The 16,924-nt window shown below is 67.0% G+C and carries 17 protein-coding genes; 4 read left to right on the forward strand and 13 right to left on the reverse strand.

The window, feature by feature from the left end; genetic code table 11:
- Positions 1-42 precede the first annotated feature (42 nt).
- The gene (locus ACQPYH_RS05060; RefSeq protein ID WP_432887273.1) at positions 43-483 is read left to right on the forward strand and encodes a DUF2752 domain-containing protein; all 441 of its coding nucleotides are present in this window, start codon (positions 43-45) and stop codon (positions 481-483) included.
- A 39-nt stretch (positions 484-522) separates the two neighbouring features.
- Here ACQPYH_RS05060 and ACQPYH_RS05065 read toward each other — a convergent pair whose 3' ends face one another.
- Positions 523-1,176, reverse strand: coding sequence for a hypothetical protein (locus ACQPYH_RS05065; RefSeq protein ID WP_432887276.1), 654 nt, complete (start codon positions 1,174-1,176; stop codon positions 523-525).
- 105 nt (positions 1,177-1,281) lie between these two features.
- On the opposite strand from ACQPYH_RS05065, the gene ACQPYH_RS05070 reads away from it, so the two are divergent.
- Positions 1,282-1,851, forward strand: a complete 570-nt coding sequence (locus tag ACQPYH_RS05070; protein WP_432887279.1) for a hypothetical protein — start codon at positions 1,282-1,284, stop codon at positions 1,849-1,851.
- A gap of 64 nt (positions 1,852-1,915) precedes the next feature.
- On the opposite strand, the gene pstB is transcribed toward ACQPYH_RS05070, so the two are convergent.
- From pstB to ACQPYH_RS05110, 8 genes are all read right to left on the reverse strand, one after another.
- The gene (gene pstB, locus ACQPYH_RS05075; RefSeq protein WP_137252476.1) at positions 1,916-2,692 is read right to left on the reverse strand and encodes a phosphate ABC transporter ATP-binding protein PstB; all 777 of its coding nucleotides are present in this window, start codon (positions 2,690-2,692) and stop codon (positions 1,916-1,918) included.
- Positions 2,693-2,713: 21 nt separating this feature from the next.
- Positions 2,714-3,634: a phosphate ABC transporter permease PstA gene (gene pstA / locus ACQPYH_RS05080; RefSeq protein ID WP_432887282.1), complete on the reverse strand. Its 921-nt coding sequence runs from the start codon at positions 3,632-3,634 to the stop codon at positions 2,714-2,716.
- Positions 3,631-4,620, reverse strand: a complete 990-nt coding sequence (gene pstC / locus ACQPYH_RS05085) for a phosphate ABC transporter permease subunit PstC (RefSeq protein WP_432894341.1) — start codon at positions 4,618-4,620, stop codon at positions 3,631-3,633. The genes pstA and pstC overlap by 4 nt, the downstream gene beginning before the upstream one ends.
- Positions 4,621-4,978: 358 nt before the next feature.
- Positions 4,979-6,091 carry a phosphate ABC transporter substrate-binding protein PstS gene (gene pstS / locus ACQPYH_RS05090; RefSeq protein ID WP_432887285.1) on the reverse strand — a complete coding sequence of 371 codons (1,113 nt, stop codon included), beginning with the start codon at positions 6,089-6,091 and terminating at the stop codon, positions 4,979-4,981.
- A 219-nt stretch (positions 6,092-6,310) separates the two neighbouring features.
- Positions 6,311-6,553 (reverse strand): hypothetical protein, encoded by a 243-nt coding sequence (locus tag ACQPYH_RS05095; protein ID WP_432887288.1) that lies wholly within the window; start codon positions 6,551-6,553, stop codon positions 6,311-6,313.
- An 85-nt stretch (positions 6,554-6,638) separates the two neighbouring features.
- The gene (locus ACQPYH_RS05100) at positions 6,639-7,112 is read right to left on the reverse strand and encodes a bifunctional nuclease family protein (RefSeq protein WP_130446277.1); all 474 of its coding nucleotides are present in this window, start codon (positions 7,110-7,112) and stop codon (positions 6,639-6,641) included.
- 137 nt (positions 7,113-7,249) lie between these two features.
- On the reverse strand, positions 7,250-8,128 hold the full coding sequence (locus ACQPYH_RS05105; RefSeq protein WP_432887291.1) for an NUDIX hydrolase: 879 nt from the start codon (positions 8,126-8,128) through the stop codon (positions 7,250-7,252).
- Between the two features lie 26 nt (positions 8,129-8,154).
- The gene (locus tag ACQPYH_RS05110; protein ID WP_432887294.1) at positions 8,155-10,314 is read right to left on the reverse strand and encodes an RNA degradosome polyphosphate kinase; all 2,160 of its coding nucleotides are present in this window, start codon (positions 10,312-10,314) and stop codon (positions 8,155-8,157) included.
- Between the two features lie 117 nt (positions 10,315-10,431).
- On the opposite strand from ACQPYH_RS05110, the gene ACQPYH_RS05115 reads away from it, so the two are divergent.
- A complete protein-coding gene (locus ACQPYH_RS05115; RefSeq protein ID WP_432887297.1) occupies positions 10,432-11,487 on the forward strand; it encodes an alpha/beta hydrolase in 1,056 nt (351 codons plus the stop codon).
- Between the two features lie 20 nt (positions 11,488-11,507).
- Here ACQPYH_RS05115 and ACQPYH_RS05120 read toward each other — a convergent pair whose 3' ends face one another.
- The 4 genes from ACQPYH_RS05120 to mshD form a co-directional block, all read right to left on the reverse strand.
- On the reverse strand, positions 11,508-12,122 hold the full coding sequence (locus tag ACQPYH_RS05120; protein ID WP_432887300.1) for a DUF6318 family protein: 615 nt from the start codon (positions 12,120-12,122) through the stop codon (positions 11,508-11,510).
- Between the two features lie 9 nt (positions 12,123-12,131).
- Positions 12,132-13,043, reverse strand: coding sequence for a PKD domain-containing protein (locus ACQPYH_RS05125; protein ID WP_432887303.1), 912 nt, complete (start codon positions 13,041-13,043; stop codon positions 12,132-12,134).
- Positions 13,040-13,435 (reverse strand): DUF6318 family protein, encoded by a 396-nt coding sequence (locus tag ACQPYH_RS05130; RefSeq protein WP_432887305.1) that lies wholly within the window; start codon positions 13,433-13,435, stop codon positions 13,040-13,042. Before ACQPYH_RS05130 ends, ACQPYH_RS05125 begins: the two co-directional genes overlap by 4 nt.
- Positions 13,436-14,008: 573 nt before the next feature.
- Positions 14,009-14,917, reverse strand: coding sequence for a mycothiol synthase (gene mshD, locus ACQPYH_RS05135; RefSeq protein ID WP_432887307.1), 909 nt, complete (start codon positions 14,915-14,917; stop codon positions 14,009-14,011).
- Positions 14,918-15,030: 113 nt separating this feature from the next.
- On the opposite strand from mshD, the gene ACQPYH_RS05140 reads away from it, so the two are divergent.
- A complete protein-coding gene (locus tag ACQPYH_RS05140) occupies positions 15,031-16,839 on the forward strand; it encodes a bifunctional metallophosphatase/5'-nucleotidase (protein WP_432887310.1) in 1,809 nt (602 codons plus the stop codon).
- The last annotated feature ends 85 nt before the right edge of the window (positions 16,840-16,924 follow it).

Raw genomic sequence — 16,924 nt, forward strand, 5'->3', positions numbered from 1 at the left:
ACCCGTGGACGGATCCCACCGGTTGAGAGTTACCGTTGTGCGGTGAGCGTCTCGCAGAGCGTCGTACTCCGGCCTGCCGGTCCGGTCCAGCCGTTGGACCGCCGGGTGTGGGGCCTGTCCGCGGTCGGTGTCGGCGGGTTCGCGCTGGCCGGGCTGTACCAGCTGTCCGGCGACCGGCTCGGCGTACCGTGCATCCTGCACGCCACCACCGGTCTGAACTGCCCGCTCTGCGGGTCGACCCGGATGGCGGCCGCCTTGCTCCGCGGCGATCTGGACGCCGCCTGGCACTTCAACCCCGTGATCCTGGTGCTCGGCCCGCTCGTCGGAGTTGCCGTCGGCTACCAAGTGCTTGCCTGGGGCCTCGAGTCGCTGCGGTTGGTGCGCCTGCCCAGGCTGTCGATGAGCCCGCGCGTCGCGGACTGGCTGATCAAGGGCGTCATCGCCCTGCTCGTCGTGTACGGCGTCGCTCGCAACCTGAACTGATGCCGTCGCGGGGCCGGGCAGGCCCCACGACGGTACAGGTCAGTTGGACGCGAGACCGATGATGTAGAACAGCAGCCCGAGGCCGGTCAGCGCGGCGCCGCCGATCCACGCGACCTTCGCCAGCGTGTCCGAGCGGCCCTGCTCACGGAACTTGCCCTGGGCAATCAGCCCCAGCACGATCGAGGCCGGCGTACAGATCACCAGGCAGACGATGCCGATGATCGCCAGCGTCTGCGGGGTGTTGTTCTGCGGCACGGCGCCGGCGCCGTACCCGTAACCGCCCTGCCCGTACGCGCCGTACTGGCCGGGCTGCTGACCGTAGGCACCCGGCTGCTGCTGGCCGTAACCGCCCTGCTGCTGGCCATAGCCCTGCTGCTGCCCGTACTGACCGGGTTGTTGCTCGCCGTACTGACCGGGCTGCTGCTGGCCATATTGACCAGGCTGCTGGCCGTACTGGCCCGGCTGACCCGGGTACTGCGGCTGGCCATACTGCCCCGGTTGCTGCTGGCCGTACTGGCCGGGCTGGGGCTGACCGTACTGCCCCGGCTGCTCGGGCTGGCTCGGCTGCTGGGGCTGGCCGTACGGATTCGGCTGACCGTACTGGCTCGGCTGTTCACCCGGGGTCTCGGGAGTGTCCTGCGGCCGGTTCTGGTCGTTCTGGTCGTCGCCGGGAGGTGGCGTCGGAGTGCTCACCGCGGTTCCCTTCTGAGAACGTCGAGGAATCCCCGAAGGCTATCTTTTCCACAGGTTCGCGGTCACGTCCCCACACCGGTCCCTCGAACCCTTAGGGTCTCGTCTGTGACTGAAACCCCTCGCGAACCCGCGCCCGGGCAGGGCCCTGGCGGCGATCCAGACCGCCATCTCCCGGTGCAGTACCCGACGCCGCCCACTTTCGAGGCCGCCCCACCAGCCCAGCCCGGTCCGTACGGGATGCAGCCGGGCGCGTTCCCGCCGCCGGTCGGCGGTCCGTACCAGCCCCAGCAGCCCCAGCAGCCCCAGCAGCCGCTGATCGCGTTGCCCGCGGGCCCGGTGCTGGTCACGATCGGCGACATCTCCGTGGAACAGCAGCGGATCGTCACGCCGGCCGGCGTACTGCCCACCCACGGGACGAACTGGTCGGCGATGGACATGTCGCGGACCGAGGAGAAGATCCCCGGCTGGGCGATCGTGCTGGCGATCATCTTCGCGCTGGCCTGCCTGCTCGGCCTGCTTTTCCTGCTCTGCAAGGAGCGCAAGACGACCGGCTTCGTCCAGATCACCGTGCAGAACGGCAACCGCACCCACAACACCCACGTCGGCGTGAGTTCGCCGCAACAGGTGGCCGACGTGCTTGCCCGGGTCAACTTCGCCCGTTCGCTCTGCGTCTGAAACGCCGACGGCCGCCGCGACGAACCTCGTCGCGGCGGCCGGCAGCAAACCGTCGTACGGCGGATCAGCCGAAGCGGCCGGTGATGTAGTCCTCGGTGGCCTTCTCCGTCGGGTTGGAGAAGATCTGCTTGGTCGGGGCCATCTCGATCAGCCGGCCCGGCTTACCGGTCGCAGCCAGGTTGAAGAACGCGGTCTGGTCCGAGACCCGGGCCGCCTGCTGCATGTTGTGCGTGACGATGACGACCGTGAACTGGTCCTTCAGCTTCTCGATCAGGTCCTCGATCGCCAGCGTCGAGATCGGGTCCAGGGCCGAGCACGGCTCGTCCATCAGGATCACCTCGGGCTCGACCGCGATCGCCCGGGCGATGCAGAGCCGCTGCTGCTGACCGCCGGACAGACCCGCACCCGGCTTGTCGAGGCGGTCCTTGACCTCGTTCCACAGGTTCGCGCCGTGCAGCGACCGCTCGACCACCTCGGTCAGCTTCTTGCGGTCCTTGACGCCGTTCAGCTTCAGGCCGGACGCGACGTTGTCGAAGATCGACATCGTCGGGAACGGGTTCGGCCGCTGGAACACCATGCCGACCACGCGGCGGACGGCGACCGGGTCGACCCCGGAGCCGTACAGGTCCTGCTGGTCCAGCAGCACCTTGCCCTCGACCCGGGCGCCGGGGATCACCTCGTGCATGCGGTTCAGGGTCCGCAGGAAGGTGGACTTGCCGCAGCCGGACGGGCCGATGAACGCGGTGACCGAGCGGGGCTCGACCGTCATCGACACATCCTCGACGGCCTTGAAATCGCCGTAGTAGACGTTGAGGCCGCTGACCTCGATGCGCTTAGCCATATCGACTCAGAACCTCTCAGACTATTTCGACTTGATGGTGCTGAACCGGGCGACGAGCCGCGCCAGCACGTTGAGGACAAGGACCAGCAGGATCAGCGTCAACGCGGCCGCCCAGACCCGGTCCGCGGCCGGCTGCAGCGCCAGCTCGGTCCGGTCCTGGTTGATCATCGTCGGCAGCGCGCCCATGAATCCGTTGAACGGGTTCAGGTTGATGTTCTTGGAGTAGCCGACCAGGATCAGCAGCGGCGCGGTCTCACCCATCACGCGGGCCAGACCGAGCATCACGCCGGTGACGATGCCGCCGAACGCGGTCGGCACGACCACCTTCATGATCGTCTTCCACTTCGGCACCCCGAGCGCGTACGACGCTTCGCGCAGTTCGTCCGGGACGAGCTTGAGCATCTCCTCGGTGGACCGCAGTACGACCGGCAGCATCAGCAGCACCAGGGACAGCGACACCGCGAAGCCGACCCGGTTGAAGCCGAAGATCGTGATCCAGACCGCGTAGATGAACAGCGCGGCGACGATCGACGGGACACCGGTGAGGATGTCGATCATGAAGCTGACGACGCGGGCGGCCTTGGTGCCCTTGCCGTACTCGACCAGGTAGACCGCGCCGAGGACGGCGATCGGCACCGCGATCGCGGCGGTGATCAGCGACATGATCAGCGTGCCCATGATGGCGTGGTACGCGCCGCCGCCTTCGCGCCGGACGGTGACACCGCGCTGCGACTGGCTCCACCAGTCCGCGCTCAGCAGCAGGTGGTAGCCCTTGCTGATCACGGTCCCGAGGATCCACAGCAGCGGGATCATCGCGACCAGGAAGGCCAGCACGATCAGCACGGTGGCCAGCGTGTTCTTGAATGCGCGGGCCCCGGACTTCCCGGTCAGATCCAGCTCCTGACCGTCGTACGCCGGCTTGTTCTCGGTGATGGCGGTCATGACGATGCTCCTTGGGCTGCACCGGCGCGGCGGTTGCGGCGGGGGCGCTTTCTGCCGGGGGTGCTGCGGTCGACGATGATCCGGGCCGCGGAGTTGACCAGGAACGTGACGACGAACAGCACCAGGCCGGCCGCGATGTAGGCGCCGGTCTTCTCCGGCGAGTCGAACTCGGCGGCGTTGTTGGCGATCTTCGACGCGAACGTCTCGCCGCCGGCGAAGATCGACGAGTTCCACGGGTCGTTGCCGTTCGGCACCGACAGGATGATCAGTACGGCGACGGTCTCACCGAGCGCGCGGCCGAGGCCGAGCATCGAGGCGCTCACCACGCCGGAACGCCCGTACGGCAGGACCGACATCCGGATCATCTCCCACTTGGTCGCGCCGAGTGCCAGCGCGCCCTCACGGTGCGAGATCGGGGTCTGCGCGAAGATCTCCCGGCTGATCGCGGTGACCACCGGCAGGATCATGATCGCCAGTACGACGGATGCCGTGAAGACCACACCCACGTTGTCGCCCGGAGGCTTCTCGAACAGCGGGATCCAGCCGAGCACGTCGGACAGGCCGTTGATCACCGGCTGCAGGATCGGGGCGAAGAACAGGATGCCCCACAGGCCGTAGATGATCGACGGCACCGCGGCCAGCAGATCGACGGCGTACGCGACCGGCTGGGCCAGTCGCTTGGGGGAGTAGTAGGTGATGAAGAGCGCGACACCGATCGCGATCGGGACCGCGATCAGCATCGCGATGATCGAGCTGATCACGGTGGTGTAGAACATCGCGGCGATGCCGAACCGCGGCTGGTCTCCGCCGGGCTCCCAGATCCGGGAGAACAGGAAGCTGCTCTTGTTGTCGGCCAGCGACGGGATCGCCAGCGCCAGCAGGAAGATGCCGACGAACGCGACGATCAGGACCACCAGGCCGCCGGAGCCGCGGGCGAAGGCGCTGAAGAGGCGGTCACCGAGGTGACCGACCGGACCCAGCTCCATCTTCTTGCCGGGCTCCGCCGGGACGGCGGTGGACGTGGCCGCGGATTCGATGCCGGACTCGGTCATCACTTCGTCGGGCTGCGCCGCCTCGTGCTCGGCGTGTTCCTCGGCCACGCCCTCGAACCGCGGGGTAGGTCCCGCGTCATCATGGACCAGATCTTCGATCGTGGGTTGTTCCTGTCCGGCGGCCGTGCCGTCCGGCCGGTCGGGCGGTGCCGTGCCGTCTGGACTACTCATCGATGGTGCTCCAAGCGCCTGGGTCGTGAATCTGTCACGTCTGGATCTGACGAGGCGAGCCCCGGCCGTCCTCCGATGAACAATCGGACCGCCGGGGCTCGCATCACTTACTGCTTCGAGGTCAGCTGATCGCCTGGATGGCGGCGTCGACCTTCGCCTGGATCTCGGCCGGGAGCGGCGCGTAGTTCAGGTCGGTCAGGGAAGCCTGGCCGTCCTTGCTCGCGAAGTAGCTCAGGAAGCTCTTCACCAGCGCGGTCTTCTCCGCCGGGAGACCCTTGGTGCAGGCGATCTCGTAGGTGGCCAGGATTATCGGGTACGCACCCGGGGCCTTGGTCGCGTAGTCCAGCTTCAGGGCCAGGTCGGACCCGGTGCCGGCCGGCTGCGCGGCGGCCAGGGCCTTACCGGCGGACTCGGCGGACAGCTCGACCGGGGTGCCCGAGCCGGTGTCGACCTGGGCGACAGTCAGCTTGTTGTCGACGGCGTACGACCACTCGACGTAGGTGATCGAGTTCTTGGTGCTCTTGACGCCCTCGGCGACACCGGCGGACTTCTCCTTGCCGGCGCCCGTGCCGGTCCACTTCTTGGCCGGCTCACCGGTCCACGCGCCACCGCCCGCGGCCTTCAGGTACTTGGTGAAGTTCTCGGTGGTGCCGGACTCGTCGGACCGGAAGAAGACCGAGATCGGAGCCGACGGGAAGGTCACACCCGGGTTCAGCTTGGCGATGGCCGGGTCGTTCCAGGTCTTGATGGAGCCCTGGAAGATCTTCGCGGCGGTCGGGCCGTCGATGATGAACTTGTCGACGCCGTCGACGTTGATCGCGATCGCGACCGGGCCGATCACCATCGGCAGGTCGATGGCGGGGTTGCCGCCACAGCGCTTGGTGGCCGCGGTCATCTCGTCGGGCTTCAGCGCCGAGTCGGAGCCGGCGAAGTCGACCTGGTTCGCGTTGAACTGCTTGATACCCGCACCGGAACCGGTCGGGTTGTAGTTCACCGTGACGTCGGCGCACTTCTCGTTGTACTTGCTGATGACCTCGTCGATGGCGTTCTTCTGCGCCGAGGAGCCCTCAGCGTTCAGAGTGCCCTGCGGGCATTCGGCGCCGGCGGACGACGTCGAGGAACCGGGGCTCGAGGAGCCGGCCGGCTCGGGGTCACTGCCACAGGCGCTCAGAGCGAGGACGCCGAGGGATGCCACGGCGACGGAGCCGACGCGGAGCAGGCGATTGACGGACACGAGAATGTTGCCCTTCTGCGGGAATCAGACTTCTTGAACTTCCACAGACGGTAAGGAGGGCAAGTGACCGAGCGGTCCGTCACTGGTGAACGAGCGGTGAACGGTTCCAGTAGCGTGTGCGACGCCTGGCATGCCGACAGGCAGCCATTAGGTGAACTGAGTTAAGAGCCGTCACACTCTGTCGATGTAAACGGCTGTTGGCTCACGTTGCGGTAACGCTCAGCGCACTGTCAACGTGAACGATCGACTGCCCGTCGTCTGGATCGGCAGTCCGTAATACGTCATCCCGGGGACGGCAACACGGTAGTACGTCGTCGTGCCGCGCCCGGCAGCCCGGACGGACATCGTTGCCTTACCTTTAGCAACCGGCACGGTCAGCACACTGCGCCAGTACTTGCCGTCCCAGCGCTGCAGCGAGACCATCCCGTCGCCGTTCCCGTACGAGGCGACGGTTCTGCGCATGGCTGAGTCCCCCAGGTGAAGGCGCCTGGAGGTGACCCCTGCCACCAGTGCGAGCTCGGATCGTAGCTCACGGCGGATGTGAGGGTCAGCTGGAGAAGTCCTCTGGGGCGACGCTGTCCAGGAACTGACGGAAGCGTTCGAGCTCGGCCTGTTCCTCTTCGGGGGTGGCGATGCCGGCTTCGCGGAGCACCTGCTCGGTACAGCGGATCGGCGTACCGAGGCGGACGGCGAGCGCGACCGAGTCGCTCGGTCTGGCGGACACGCGGGTGCCGTTGGCGAGGACGAGTTCGGCGTAGAAGACGGCGTCGCGCAGCTCGACGATCTCGACTGCCTCGATGTGTACGCCGAACGCCTCGATCAGGTCGCGCATCAGGTCGTGGGTGAGCGGCCGCGAGGGGCGCAGGCCCTGCTCCTCGTACGCGATCGCGGTTGCTTCGACCGAGCCGATCGAGATCGGCAGGTAGCGGTAGCCCTCGGTCTCGCGCAGCATCATCACCGGGGCCCGGTTGGGCGATTCCATCCGGATCCCGATCAGTGTCAGTTCTCGCATCATCGTCATGGTGCGCCCCGAACCTCTCCTCAGACCGGCACCCGGTGGGGCGCCGGTTCCTCGGGTAGGAACATACCCGTCACCTCTAGTGTCACCCGGCCGCCCCGTCGGCTGTGCCTGGATCGTCACCGAGCCGTGTCGCACAGCTACGGCGGACCGAAGCGTTCATGCACCAGACGGCCGTCAGCGAGCCGGTGCGCGACCAGGAACGACCCGGTGGAGAACTTGCCCACCTTCAATCCCAGCTCCCGGGACAGCGCCGGCAGCACCGGCCGGTGCGAGCAGACGACGGTCACCTTGCCCGGTCGCCACATCCGCTCCGCCAAGCCGCGCAGCCCGTCCGGGTCAGCGTCGTACCCACGCTCGGAGATCTCCGGCAAGAGGTGCATGTGCCGGTCGATAGAGGCGGCGTACGGCGTCACCGTAGCGGCACAGCGCTCCGCGTCGCTGCTGATGATCCGGTTGGCGCCCAGAGCAGCCAGTACGTCGGCCAGCCGCTCCGCAACCGCCTCACCGCTGCTGGTCAGCGGGCGGACCGTGTCCTTGCCGTCCCAGTCCTTGCGCTTCACCGCCTCCGCGTGCCGGACGACCACCACTGTGGCCACCACGGGCACCGCGGGCTCCAGTGCGTCCAGGATGTCCACGTCACGCGGGTAGCTGAGCTTGTCGCGGGCCTTGTCGACCGGGAGCCAGCTGATCTCGTCGACCTCGTCGTTCGGCTCGAAGTCGACCTCGTTCAGCGGTACGGCGGACCAGTAGTGGACCAGCTTCTGGGCGGTCCCGCCGTTCTTGCGGACGGCGTACCGCTGCACGCCGAGCGGTGGACCGAGCAGGACCTGGAGTCCGGTCTCTTCCTCGATCTCCCGGCGCGCTGCGAGCAGCACGTGCTCATGCGCGGTCAGCTTGCCCTTCGGCAGGGACCAGTCGTCGTACCTGGGACGGTGCACCAGCAGCACCTCACGGGTGTCGCGGCGCTCTCGCCAGACGACACCACCCGCGGCGATAACAGTCGCCGGGTTGCTCATACCTTCACCTTAGGAAATGTGCTCCGTCAGCTGATGGGATCGATCGCCCGGCGGCGTCCGCGTGTCGCGATCAGGCGTTCCTGCAGGTCGCGCAAGGGCTGCCCGTCCGGTCCGTTCAGCTGCGGCTGCCAGGCGTCGTCCGCCTGCAGCCACCAGGAGCCCGTGGTGTCGTCCATCGCCAGGTCGAACATCTCGCCCAGCTCGATGACGTGGTCCGGCTCCTTCAGCTGCACGAGCACCTCGACCCGGCGATCCAGGTTGCGGTGCATCAGGTCGGCCGAGCCGATCCACACCTCCGGCTCACCGCCGTTCTCGAACAGGAACACGCGGCTGTGCTCGAGGAACCGGCCCAGGATGCTGCGGACGCGGATGTTCTCCGACAGACCCGGTACGCCGGGACGCAGCGTGCAGATGCCGCGGATCCACAGGTCGACCGGTACTCCGGCCTGTGACGCCCGGTAGAGCGCGTCGCACAGGGCCTCGTCGACCAGGCTGTTCACCTTGAAGCGGATCCGTGCGGGGCGGCCGGCCATGTGATGCTGCACCTCGCGGTCGATCCGCTCGACGAGCCCCCGCCGTACCGACTGGGGCGCGACCAGGATCCGCCGGTACCCGGCGCTGCGGCCGAAGCCGGACAGGTGGTTGAAGAGCAGTGCGACGTCCTCGGTGACCACCTTGTCGCTGGTGAGCAGGCCGAGGTCCTCGTACAGCCGGGCGGTCTTCGGGTGGTAGTTGCCGGTCCCGATGTGTGCGTAGCGGCGCAGGCCGTCGGGCTCGTCGCGGACGACCATCGACAGCTTGCAGTGCGTCTTCAGGCCGATCACGCCGTACACGACATGACATCCGGCGTGCTCGAGCTGACGGGCCCACTTGATGTTGGCCTGCTCGTCGAAGCGCGCCTGGATCTCCACCAGCACCAGGACCTGCTTGCCGGCCTCGGCCGCGTCGATCAGTGCGTCGACGATCGGCGAGTCACCGCTGGTCCGGTACAGGGTCTGCTTGATCGCCAGCACGTGGGGATCGGCAGCGGCCTGCTCGATGAAGCGCTGGACGCTCGTGGAGAACGAGTCGTACGGGTGGTGGACCAGCACGTCACGCTGCTTCAGCGCGTGGAACATGTCGGCCGGGTTGGCGGTCTCCACCTCGGCCAGGTGCGGATGCGTCGACGGCACGAACCCGGGGTACTTCAGCTCGGCCCGGTCCAGGCTGGCGATCGTGAACAGGCCGCGCAGGTCCAGCGGGCCGGGGAGCTCGAACACCTCGGACTCGGTGACGCCCAGCTCGGACAGCAGCAGCGCGCGCACCTGCGGGTCGATCGACTCCTCGACCTCGAGCCGGACCGGCGGACCGAACCGGCGACGCAGCAGCTCCTTCTCGAGCGCCGCCAGCAGGTTCTCCGCGTCGTCCTCTTCGACCTCGAGGTCCTCGTTGCGGGTCACTCGGAAGGTGTGGTGCTGGGTGACCTCCATACCCGGGAAGAGCTGGCCCAGGTGGGTCGCGATGACGTCCTCGAGCGGTACGAACCGGCCCTCGGCGACCTTCACGAACCGGGGAAGCAGCGGCGGCACCTTGACCCGGGCGAAGTGCTCGCCGCCGGACTCGGGATTGCGGACCACGACCGCCAGGTTGAGGCTCAGGCCGGAGATGTACGGGAACGGGTGCGACGGGTCGACCGCCAGCGGCGTCAGCACCGGGAACACGCGGTCCCGGAAGAAGCGGGTCATGTCCTCGCGCTCGCTGTGCTCCAGCTCGTCCCAGCGGAGGATCTCGATGCCCTGGTCGACCAGTGCCGGCTGGATCGACTTGCGCCAGGACTCGGCCTGGCGGTCCATCAGCTCGCGGCTCCTGGCCAGGCTGCGGTCGAGGACCTCGCGGGGGAGCAGACCACTGGCCGCCCGCACCGCGACTCCGGCCGCGATACGACGCTTCAGACCGGCGACCCGGACCATGTAGAACTCGTCCAGGTTGCTGGCGAAGATCGCGAGGAACTTGGCCCGCTCGAGCAGCGGGATCCGATCGTTCTCGGCGAGCTCCAGGACGCGCTGGTTGAACGCGAGCCAGCTCAGCTCCCGATCGGAGAACCGGTCAACTGGAAGATCGCCGGCCGCACTGATGTCGTACGGCGGCTCGACGTCGTACTCCCGATTGTGGGATGCCAGCAAGTCTCCAGCCACGCCGTCAAGCATCGCATCCTTTGGTGAACAAGGGGTAGCCGTCCGCGCGTTGGCAGATGTGACGTTTTCGTGGCCCGTTCGTTGCCTGCGGACCGCTTCCGGGGGCTGCTGTTGCTAGCGTCACTCCTTGTGAACTCACGACTGGATTCGGTACTGCGTGACTCGGTGACCGGTTTGCAGGCCAACGCGCTGACCCCGCTGTACGCCCTGCCCGCGGCCGTCCGGCGCCGCCTGGCGGGCGCACCGATCCAGATCGACGGCAACGTCCTCGACCCCGACCTCCAGCTGCTCCTCCGGGTCGACAACCTGTTGCCTCGCACAACCAAGACCGACGCGGCCACCGCCCGCGCCCACTTCCGCAGTCTCTGCAAACTGATCCCCGGCACTCCCGCCGAACTACAACGAGTAACCGACCTGACCGTCCGCGGCGCCGATGGTCAGCTGGGCGCCCGGCTCTACATCCCGCGCGAAGCCGGCCGGGGGCTGCTGGTGTTCTTCCATGGCGGCGGCTGGGTCGTCGGAGACCTGAACACCCACGACGGCCTCTGCCGCGCGATCGCCGCCGACGCCGGGATCCGCGTCCTCTCCGTCGACTACCGCCTCGCCCCCGAAGCACTCGCACCCACCGCCGCCGAGGACGCGATCGCCGCCTTCACCTGGGCCGTCGAGCACGCCGACGACCTAGGCGTCGATCCAGCCCTGGTCGCGGTCGGCGGCGACAGCGCCGGCGGCAACCTGGCCGCCGTAGTAGCCCAGCAGACCGTACGCCGAGGCCTCCCGCACCCCGCCCTCCAGGTGCTCCTCTATCCGGCCGTCGACCTGGTAGCCCGCCGCCCCAGCCGAGACCTCTTCTCCGAGGGCTTCATCCTCAGCGAGAACGACATCATCTGGTACCGCGACCACTACACCCCCGACCCCACCATCCGCCCCGACCCGATCGTCTCCCCCATCCGCGCCGACGACCTCACCGGCCTCCCACCCACCTACCTCACCACAGCCGGCTTCGACCCCCTCCGCGACGAAGGCCTCGAATACGCCAAAGCCCTCCGAGCCGCCGGCAACCCGATCACCCACATCCCCCACCCCACCCTCTGCCACGGCTACGCCAACCTCCTAACCGTCCCCGGCAAAATCCGCCAAGCCCACGCCCACCTAACCAACCACCTACGAAACGCGCTGTATTAGCCCGTTCCTCCATGGCTTTGTCAGCGGTCTTCAAGCTCAATCTCGAACATCACCCAGTTGCCTTTGCTCGGAGACAGCACGACCTGCTCCGTGTATCTCGCTGCCTTGCTGATGACTGGTGCCGCGGTGGGAGAGTCCTTCGTCGTGTATCGCCCGACGGTGACGGCTGCCGAGCCGCGCAGGCGACCATTGCTTCTATGGATCAGGTCGCTGACATCAGACACGCGTTCGCGGTAGTCCCCCTTGAGGCCCCCATTCGAGGCATTGATCCTCACTGCGATGTCGGCGTACTGCTTGCAGCCGAGACAGTCGGCATCGCTCGCGGCAAGCAGCGGGCCGCCGTCGCCGGTCTGAGATGCGTAATTCATCAGTTCAACGTAGTGACGAACGAACTGTTCGGCGGCCGCCGGACCGAGCCCGTACGCCGCAACCGGCCTTATCGGCGCAGCGCCGACCTGCGGAGACCGAGATGGACTCGCCTCCGGACTCGCGGACGAGATCGTGACACTCGAGCCGCGCCCAACCTCCGGTCCGCTGGCGTCACGACCACCTGCCGCACACCCGCCCGACACGGCGACGATGCCGGCAAACACTGCCACGCGTCCCCAGGTCCAACCGACACGTCGAACTGACATTTGTACGACTCAGCGCCCGGGATCCACAAGCACCGGCACAGCCTCCCGAACCAGAAGCTGCGTCGACGGCCCGGTGACCTGAATGGTGCCGTCCACGTACTGCCAGCCGGTGCCGGCGACGTTGAAGCGGGCGGCATAACTGGTGATCAACGTGAGGCTGACATCGCCCCGCTTCATGTACTTATGAGTGATCTCCTTAGACGGGTACGGCTTCCCAGGAGTACTGGTCGTCAAGGCAGGACTACCGTCCCCAAAGCGCCAGGTGTAATTGATAGGCGTCGCCTCGACGACCACGGGGAACCCGAGAAGCGTGACAGACGTCCTCGCCACCCCGTTGTCTTCGGTGTAGACGATCGTGTCCAGGTTCACCAACGTCCGTCCGTTCGGCTGCACCTTCACGGGAAGCCCCGGAAACATGATGTCCTTGGTCTCCGACCGGATCTCCTCCCAGGTGACATCCTGAGGCCTCGGAGTAACCACTCGGGGCTCGCGACGGCGAGACATGTTGCGCTCATCCACACCCACCGGCTGACAGCGACTGGGCCCGGGCACAGTGCCATCCGGCTGCATCCGACCACAGACACCGATGTTCAGCTTGATGTCATCTCGATCCGAGATTGTGGTTGTCAGATCGTCCTTGGACCGGCGGGGTTTGTTGGTGCCAACTGCAGGCTTCTTGGGTTTTGACGAGGTCTTCGTCTTGGGCTTGCCTAGATCCAGTCGGTTGGTGGTGCGCTGCGTCGCCCCGGCCGTCACCTTGTCCTTGTTGTTCTTGACCTTCACCACAGGGGGCTTGACCGGGTCCCGCGTGTACGTTGTCACTACCTGGGCGGCGCGTGCCTGGTCAGGTGATGCCCAGGCACTTCCCGACGCCGTCAGGGTAGCGATTGAGAACGCGGCAATGCCGAGGGTCGCCTTCATTGCTTTGTCTGCTTCATCTCATACATGACCCAATTCCCACCTTTGGCGAACAGGGCAAATTCACGCGTGTATGTTGAAGGTTTGCTGTCCAGTGGCGTGTCGGCCTTCGTCTCCTTGCTGGTATACGCGCCAACGCGTAGCGTGGCTGATCCACCCGCAAATCCAGGCTTTCCCTTGGTCAACTCCGGCACATCGGTAATGTGCTCGTGGTAGTCGCCGGTCAGCAGGCCGTTCGCCGCATTGGACTTCGCAATGAAGTCTGCATAGGCCTGGCAATTCCCACAGCCCGCATCGCTGGCGCTCAGTAGCGCGGCCGTGTCGCCGGTATCGGCTGCGTAATTCATCAGATCGCTGTAGTAGCGGACGAATTGCTCTGCTGCCGCGAGGGTCACCCCTTCGGCAGGCTTCGGCCGATCCGGTGCAGTTGTCGGTGTCGCGGATCCAGATCCGGTACTCGTCGTGGTGCCAGGGCTGGTCGGTGCGCCCGCGGATGGGCCACTGCTCGTGCCGGTTGACGGGCTCGGTGGGGCTGTGTTTGGACGCCCGGCTTCGGGGCTGCCGCTGCCGCAGGCGGTCAGGAGTGTTGCGGTGCACAGGCAGGCCAGGAGTGTGATGGTTGGCCTGTTGCGGTGTGTCACGAGTGTCTGCCCTCCGTAGTCGAAATGATCGTAACGGGGGTTGGGCTCGGGGTTCGATGTCAAAAGGTGCAGTTGTGGATAACGCGGTGGGGCCAGGAGCCGCCCGGCTGGGGGGTTAGAGGCTCGGACGGCTCCTGGTTGGTGGTGGGACGGGTGGGGGCGGGGGGTTATGACGCGAAGTGAGGGGGTGACTTCGGTGTGAGGTCGTTCACAGGGCTGTCAGGCGGAGGTGCGCTCACAGGATCAGGCGGGTGAGCTGCTCAACTGTGCGTCAGGCGGGCGAGGTGCTCAACTGCGCGTCAGGCCGGCGAGGTGCTCAACTGCGTGTCAGGCGGGGGCGTATTGGACGTCTAGGGCGGCTGTGGTGAAGGCGAGGTTGGTGTAGAGGGATCGGGCTGCGGTGTTGGTGCCGTCTACGTAGAGGACGATGGAGTCGAGGTTGCGGTCGTCCTGGAGGTGGTGGAGGCCCTGGAGGGTAAGGGCTTTGCCTAGGCCGGAGCCTTGGTGGCTAGGGGAGACACCTACTACGTAGACCTCGCCTACGCCGTCCTCGACCTTTGTCCAGTGGAAGCCGGCCAAGGCGCCAGTGGTCGAGTCGACGGCCAAGAAGAAGCCATTCGGGTCGAACCACGGTTGCTGGATGCGCTCGGTCAGGTCCTCGGCGGTCCAGCTGCCCTGCTCTGGGTGGTCGGCGAAGGCCGCCGCGTTGACCGATAGCCAGGCAGCGTCGTCCTGCCCGGGGACAAACGTGCGTACGGCGATCCCGTCCGGCCACACCGGTTCAGGCAGCGAAGCCCTGGTACGGCGGAGGAAGTAGAGCTCACGGGTTACCTCAAGACCGAGCCGCCGGGCCAGCTCGTCCGAGCCAGGTAGACGTCCGTGGGCCCACACGCGAGTGCGCGAACCGCCGTGGTCGAGCAGCATGCGCAGAAGCGCCGTACCGAAGCCCCGCCGGCGGGCCCAAGGGGCGACCACGAGTTCGGCCGAGCCGTCGGGGGACAGGGCGGCGTACCCGACGAGGTTGCGGGCGCTTTGCAGGCCGGTGACCTCGATGGTGCCCGGTTCGCCTTCGTACGCGAGGACGTGGACGTCGTCGGAATGCTCGCCGTCGAGGTGGAGGAGGGTGCGTTCGGACAGTGGGTTCACGCCGTCGCTGTGTGCTGCGGCGCGAGCGAGTTCCGTGACGGCGGCGGCGGTGGCCGAGGGCAACGGCGAGGGAACGGCTTCGAGGGTCACCGGAACACAGTAAAAGAGTTCAGCTGAGTTCATTCTCAGGTTCTGGAAAGAGGGTTTGCTGCTCAGGTAACTTCAGCGAACCCACCAACCAAGACAACGGAGTAGACATGGCCATGACAGGACGAGACAAAGCGCGGCCGGGGGGACGGCGGGCGGTCGGACTGCTCGCCGCCGGGACGGCCGTTGTGCTCGCCTTGGCCGCGGGGGGATCCGTGAGCCAGGCCGCCGGCGCCGCACCGACCGACGCCACCCAAGCAACCCAGGCGAAGAAGCCGAAGCCGACGCACACGCAGATCCAGCTGCTCGCGATCAACGACTTCCACGGCAACCTCGAGCCGGCGACGGGTTCGGGCGGCAACATCAACGGCATCCCGGCGGGCGGCGCGGCGTACCTCGCGACGTACCTGAAGGACCTGCGGGCTGCCGCGAAGGCGAAGGGCCAGGACTCGGTCACGGTCGCCGCCGGTGACCTGATCGGCGCCTCGCCGCTGCTGTCGGCCGCGTTCCACGACGAGCCGACGATCGAAGCGCTGAACGGAATGGGGCTCGAGGCTGCTTCGGTGGGCAACCACGAGTTCGACGAGGGCTGGCACGAGCTGCTCCGGATGCAGACCGGCGGCTGCCTGCCGGACGGTGATGGGCAGAACAACCAGAACTCCTGCCCGGACGCGAAGCACCCGTTCACCGGCGCCAAGTTCAAGTACCTGTCGGCGAACGTGTTCTTCACCAACACCCAGAAGACCCTGTTCGCGCCGTACACGATCAAGACGTTCGCGGACGGCCAGAAGGTCGGCTTCATCGGCATGACGCTGGAGAACACCCCGAACATCGTCACCAAGTCCGGCGTCGACGGGCTGACCTTCAAGGACGAGGTCGAGACCGCGAACGCGCTGGTCCCGGTGCTGGAGAAGAAGGGCGTGAAGTCGATCGTCGTGCTGCTGCACGAGGGCGGGTTCCCGGCCGACCCGAAGGCGTACAACAGCTGCCCGGGCATCTCCGGCCCGATCATGGACATCAACGCGCGCCTGGACCCCCGGATCGACGCGATCATCTCCGGCCACACCCACCAGGCGTACAACTGCTCGCTGGCGGACAAGGACGGTAGGCCGCGGCTCGTCACCAGCGCGTCGTCCTTCGGCCGGCTGGTCACCGACGTCCGGCTGAGCATCGACAACGCGACCGGCGACGTCGACCGGGTGAACACGCTGGCGAACAACCAGATCGTCACCCAGGACGTGGTGCAGGACCGTAAGACGGCCGAGCTGATCGCGAAGTACAAGACGCTGGTCGCGCCGATCGAGACCAAGGTGATCGGCCACATCACGACCCCGTCGGTGGTGCGGACGAACGACGACTCGCTCGAGTCGCCGCTGGGCAACCTGATCGCCGACGCCCAGTTGGCCGACCCGTCCGCGGTGTCCGGCGGGAAGGTCCCCGTCGCCGCGTTCATGAACCCGGGCGGCATCCGCGCGGACCTCGCGTCGAACAACGGTGAGGTCACCTTCGGGCAGGCGTTCACCGTGCAGCCGTTCAACAACTTCCTGGTCTCGATGGACATGACCGGGGCGCAGATCAAGACGCTGCTCGAGCAGCAGTTCTCCGGGGTGAACGGTCCGGATGCGCCGAAGTTCAAGGTGCTCCAGGTCGCGGGCATCACCTACACCTGGAACCCGGCGGCCGCGGCGGGCTCGAAGATCGTGGCCGGCTCGATCAAGATCGGCGGGCAGCCGCTGGTGGACGGTACGTCGTACCGCATCGTCACGAACAACTTCCTCTCCGACGGCGGCGACGGCTTCCCGGCCTTCACCACCGCGACGAACAAGGTGTTCGGCGGCCTCGATATCGACGCGTTCGCCGCCTACCTGACCGCGCACGACCCGTACACCCCGGTCGCCACCGACCGGATCTCCATCGGCTCCTGACCAGGCCGGGTCCCGGCGTGCTCCGAGAGGAGTACGCCGGGACCCCGACGGTTTTTCGTTCCGCGAAAGCTTTTGATACCTTGCG

It is taken from the genome of Kribbella sp. CA-245084, assembly GCF_050942355.1.
Lineage (GTDB): Bacteria > Actinomycetota > Actinomycetes > Propionibacteriales > Kribbellaceae > Kribbella.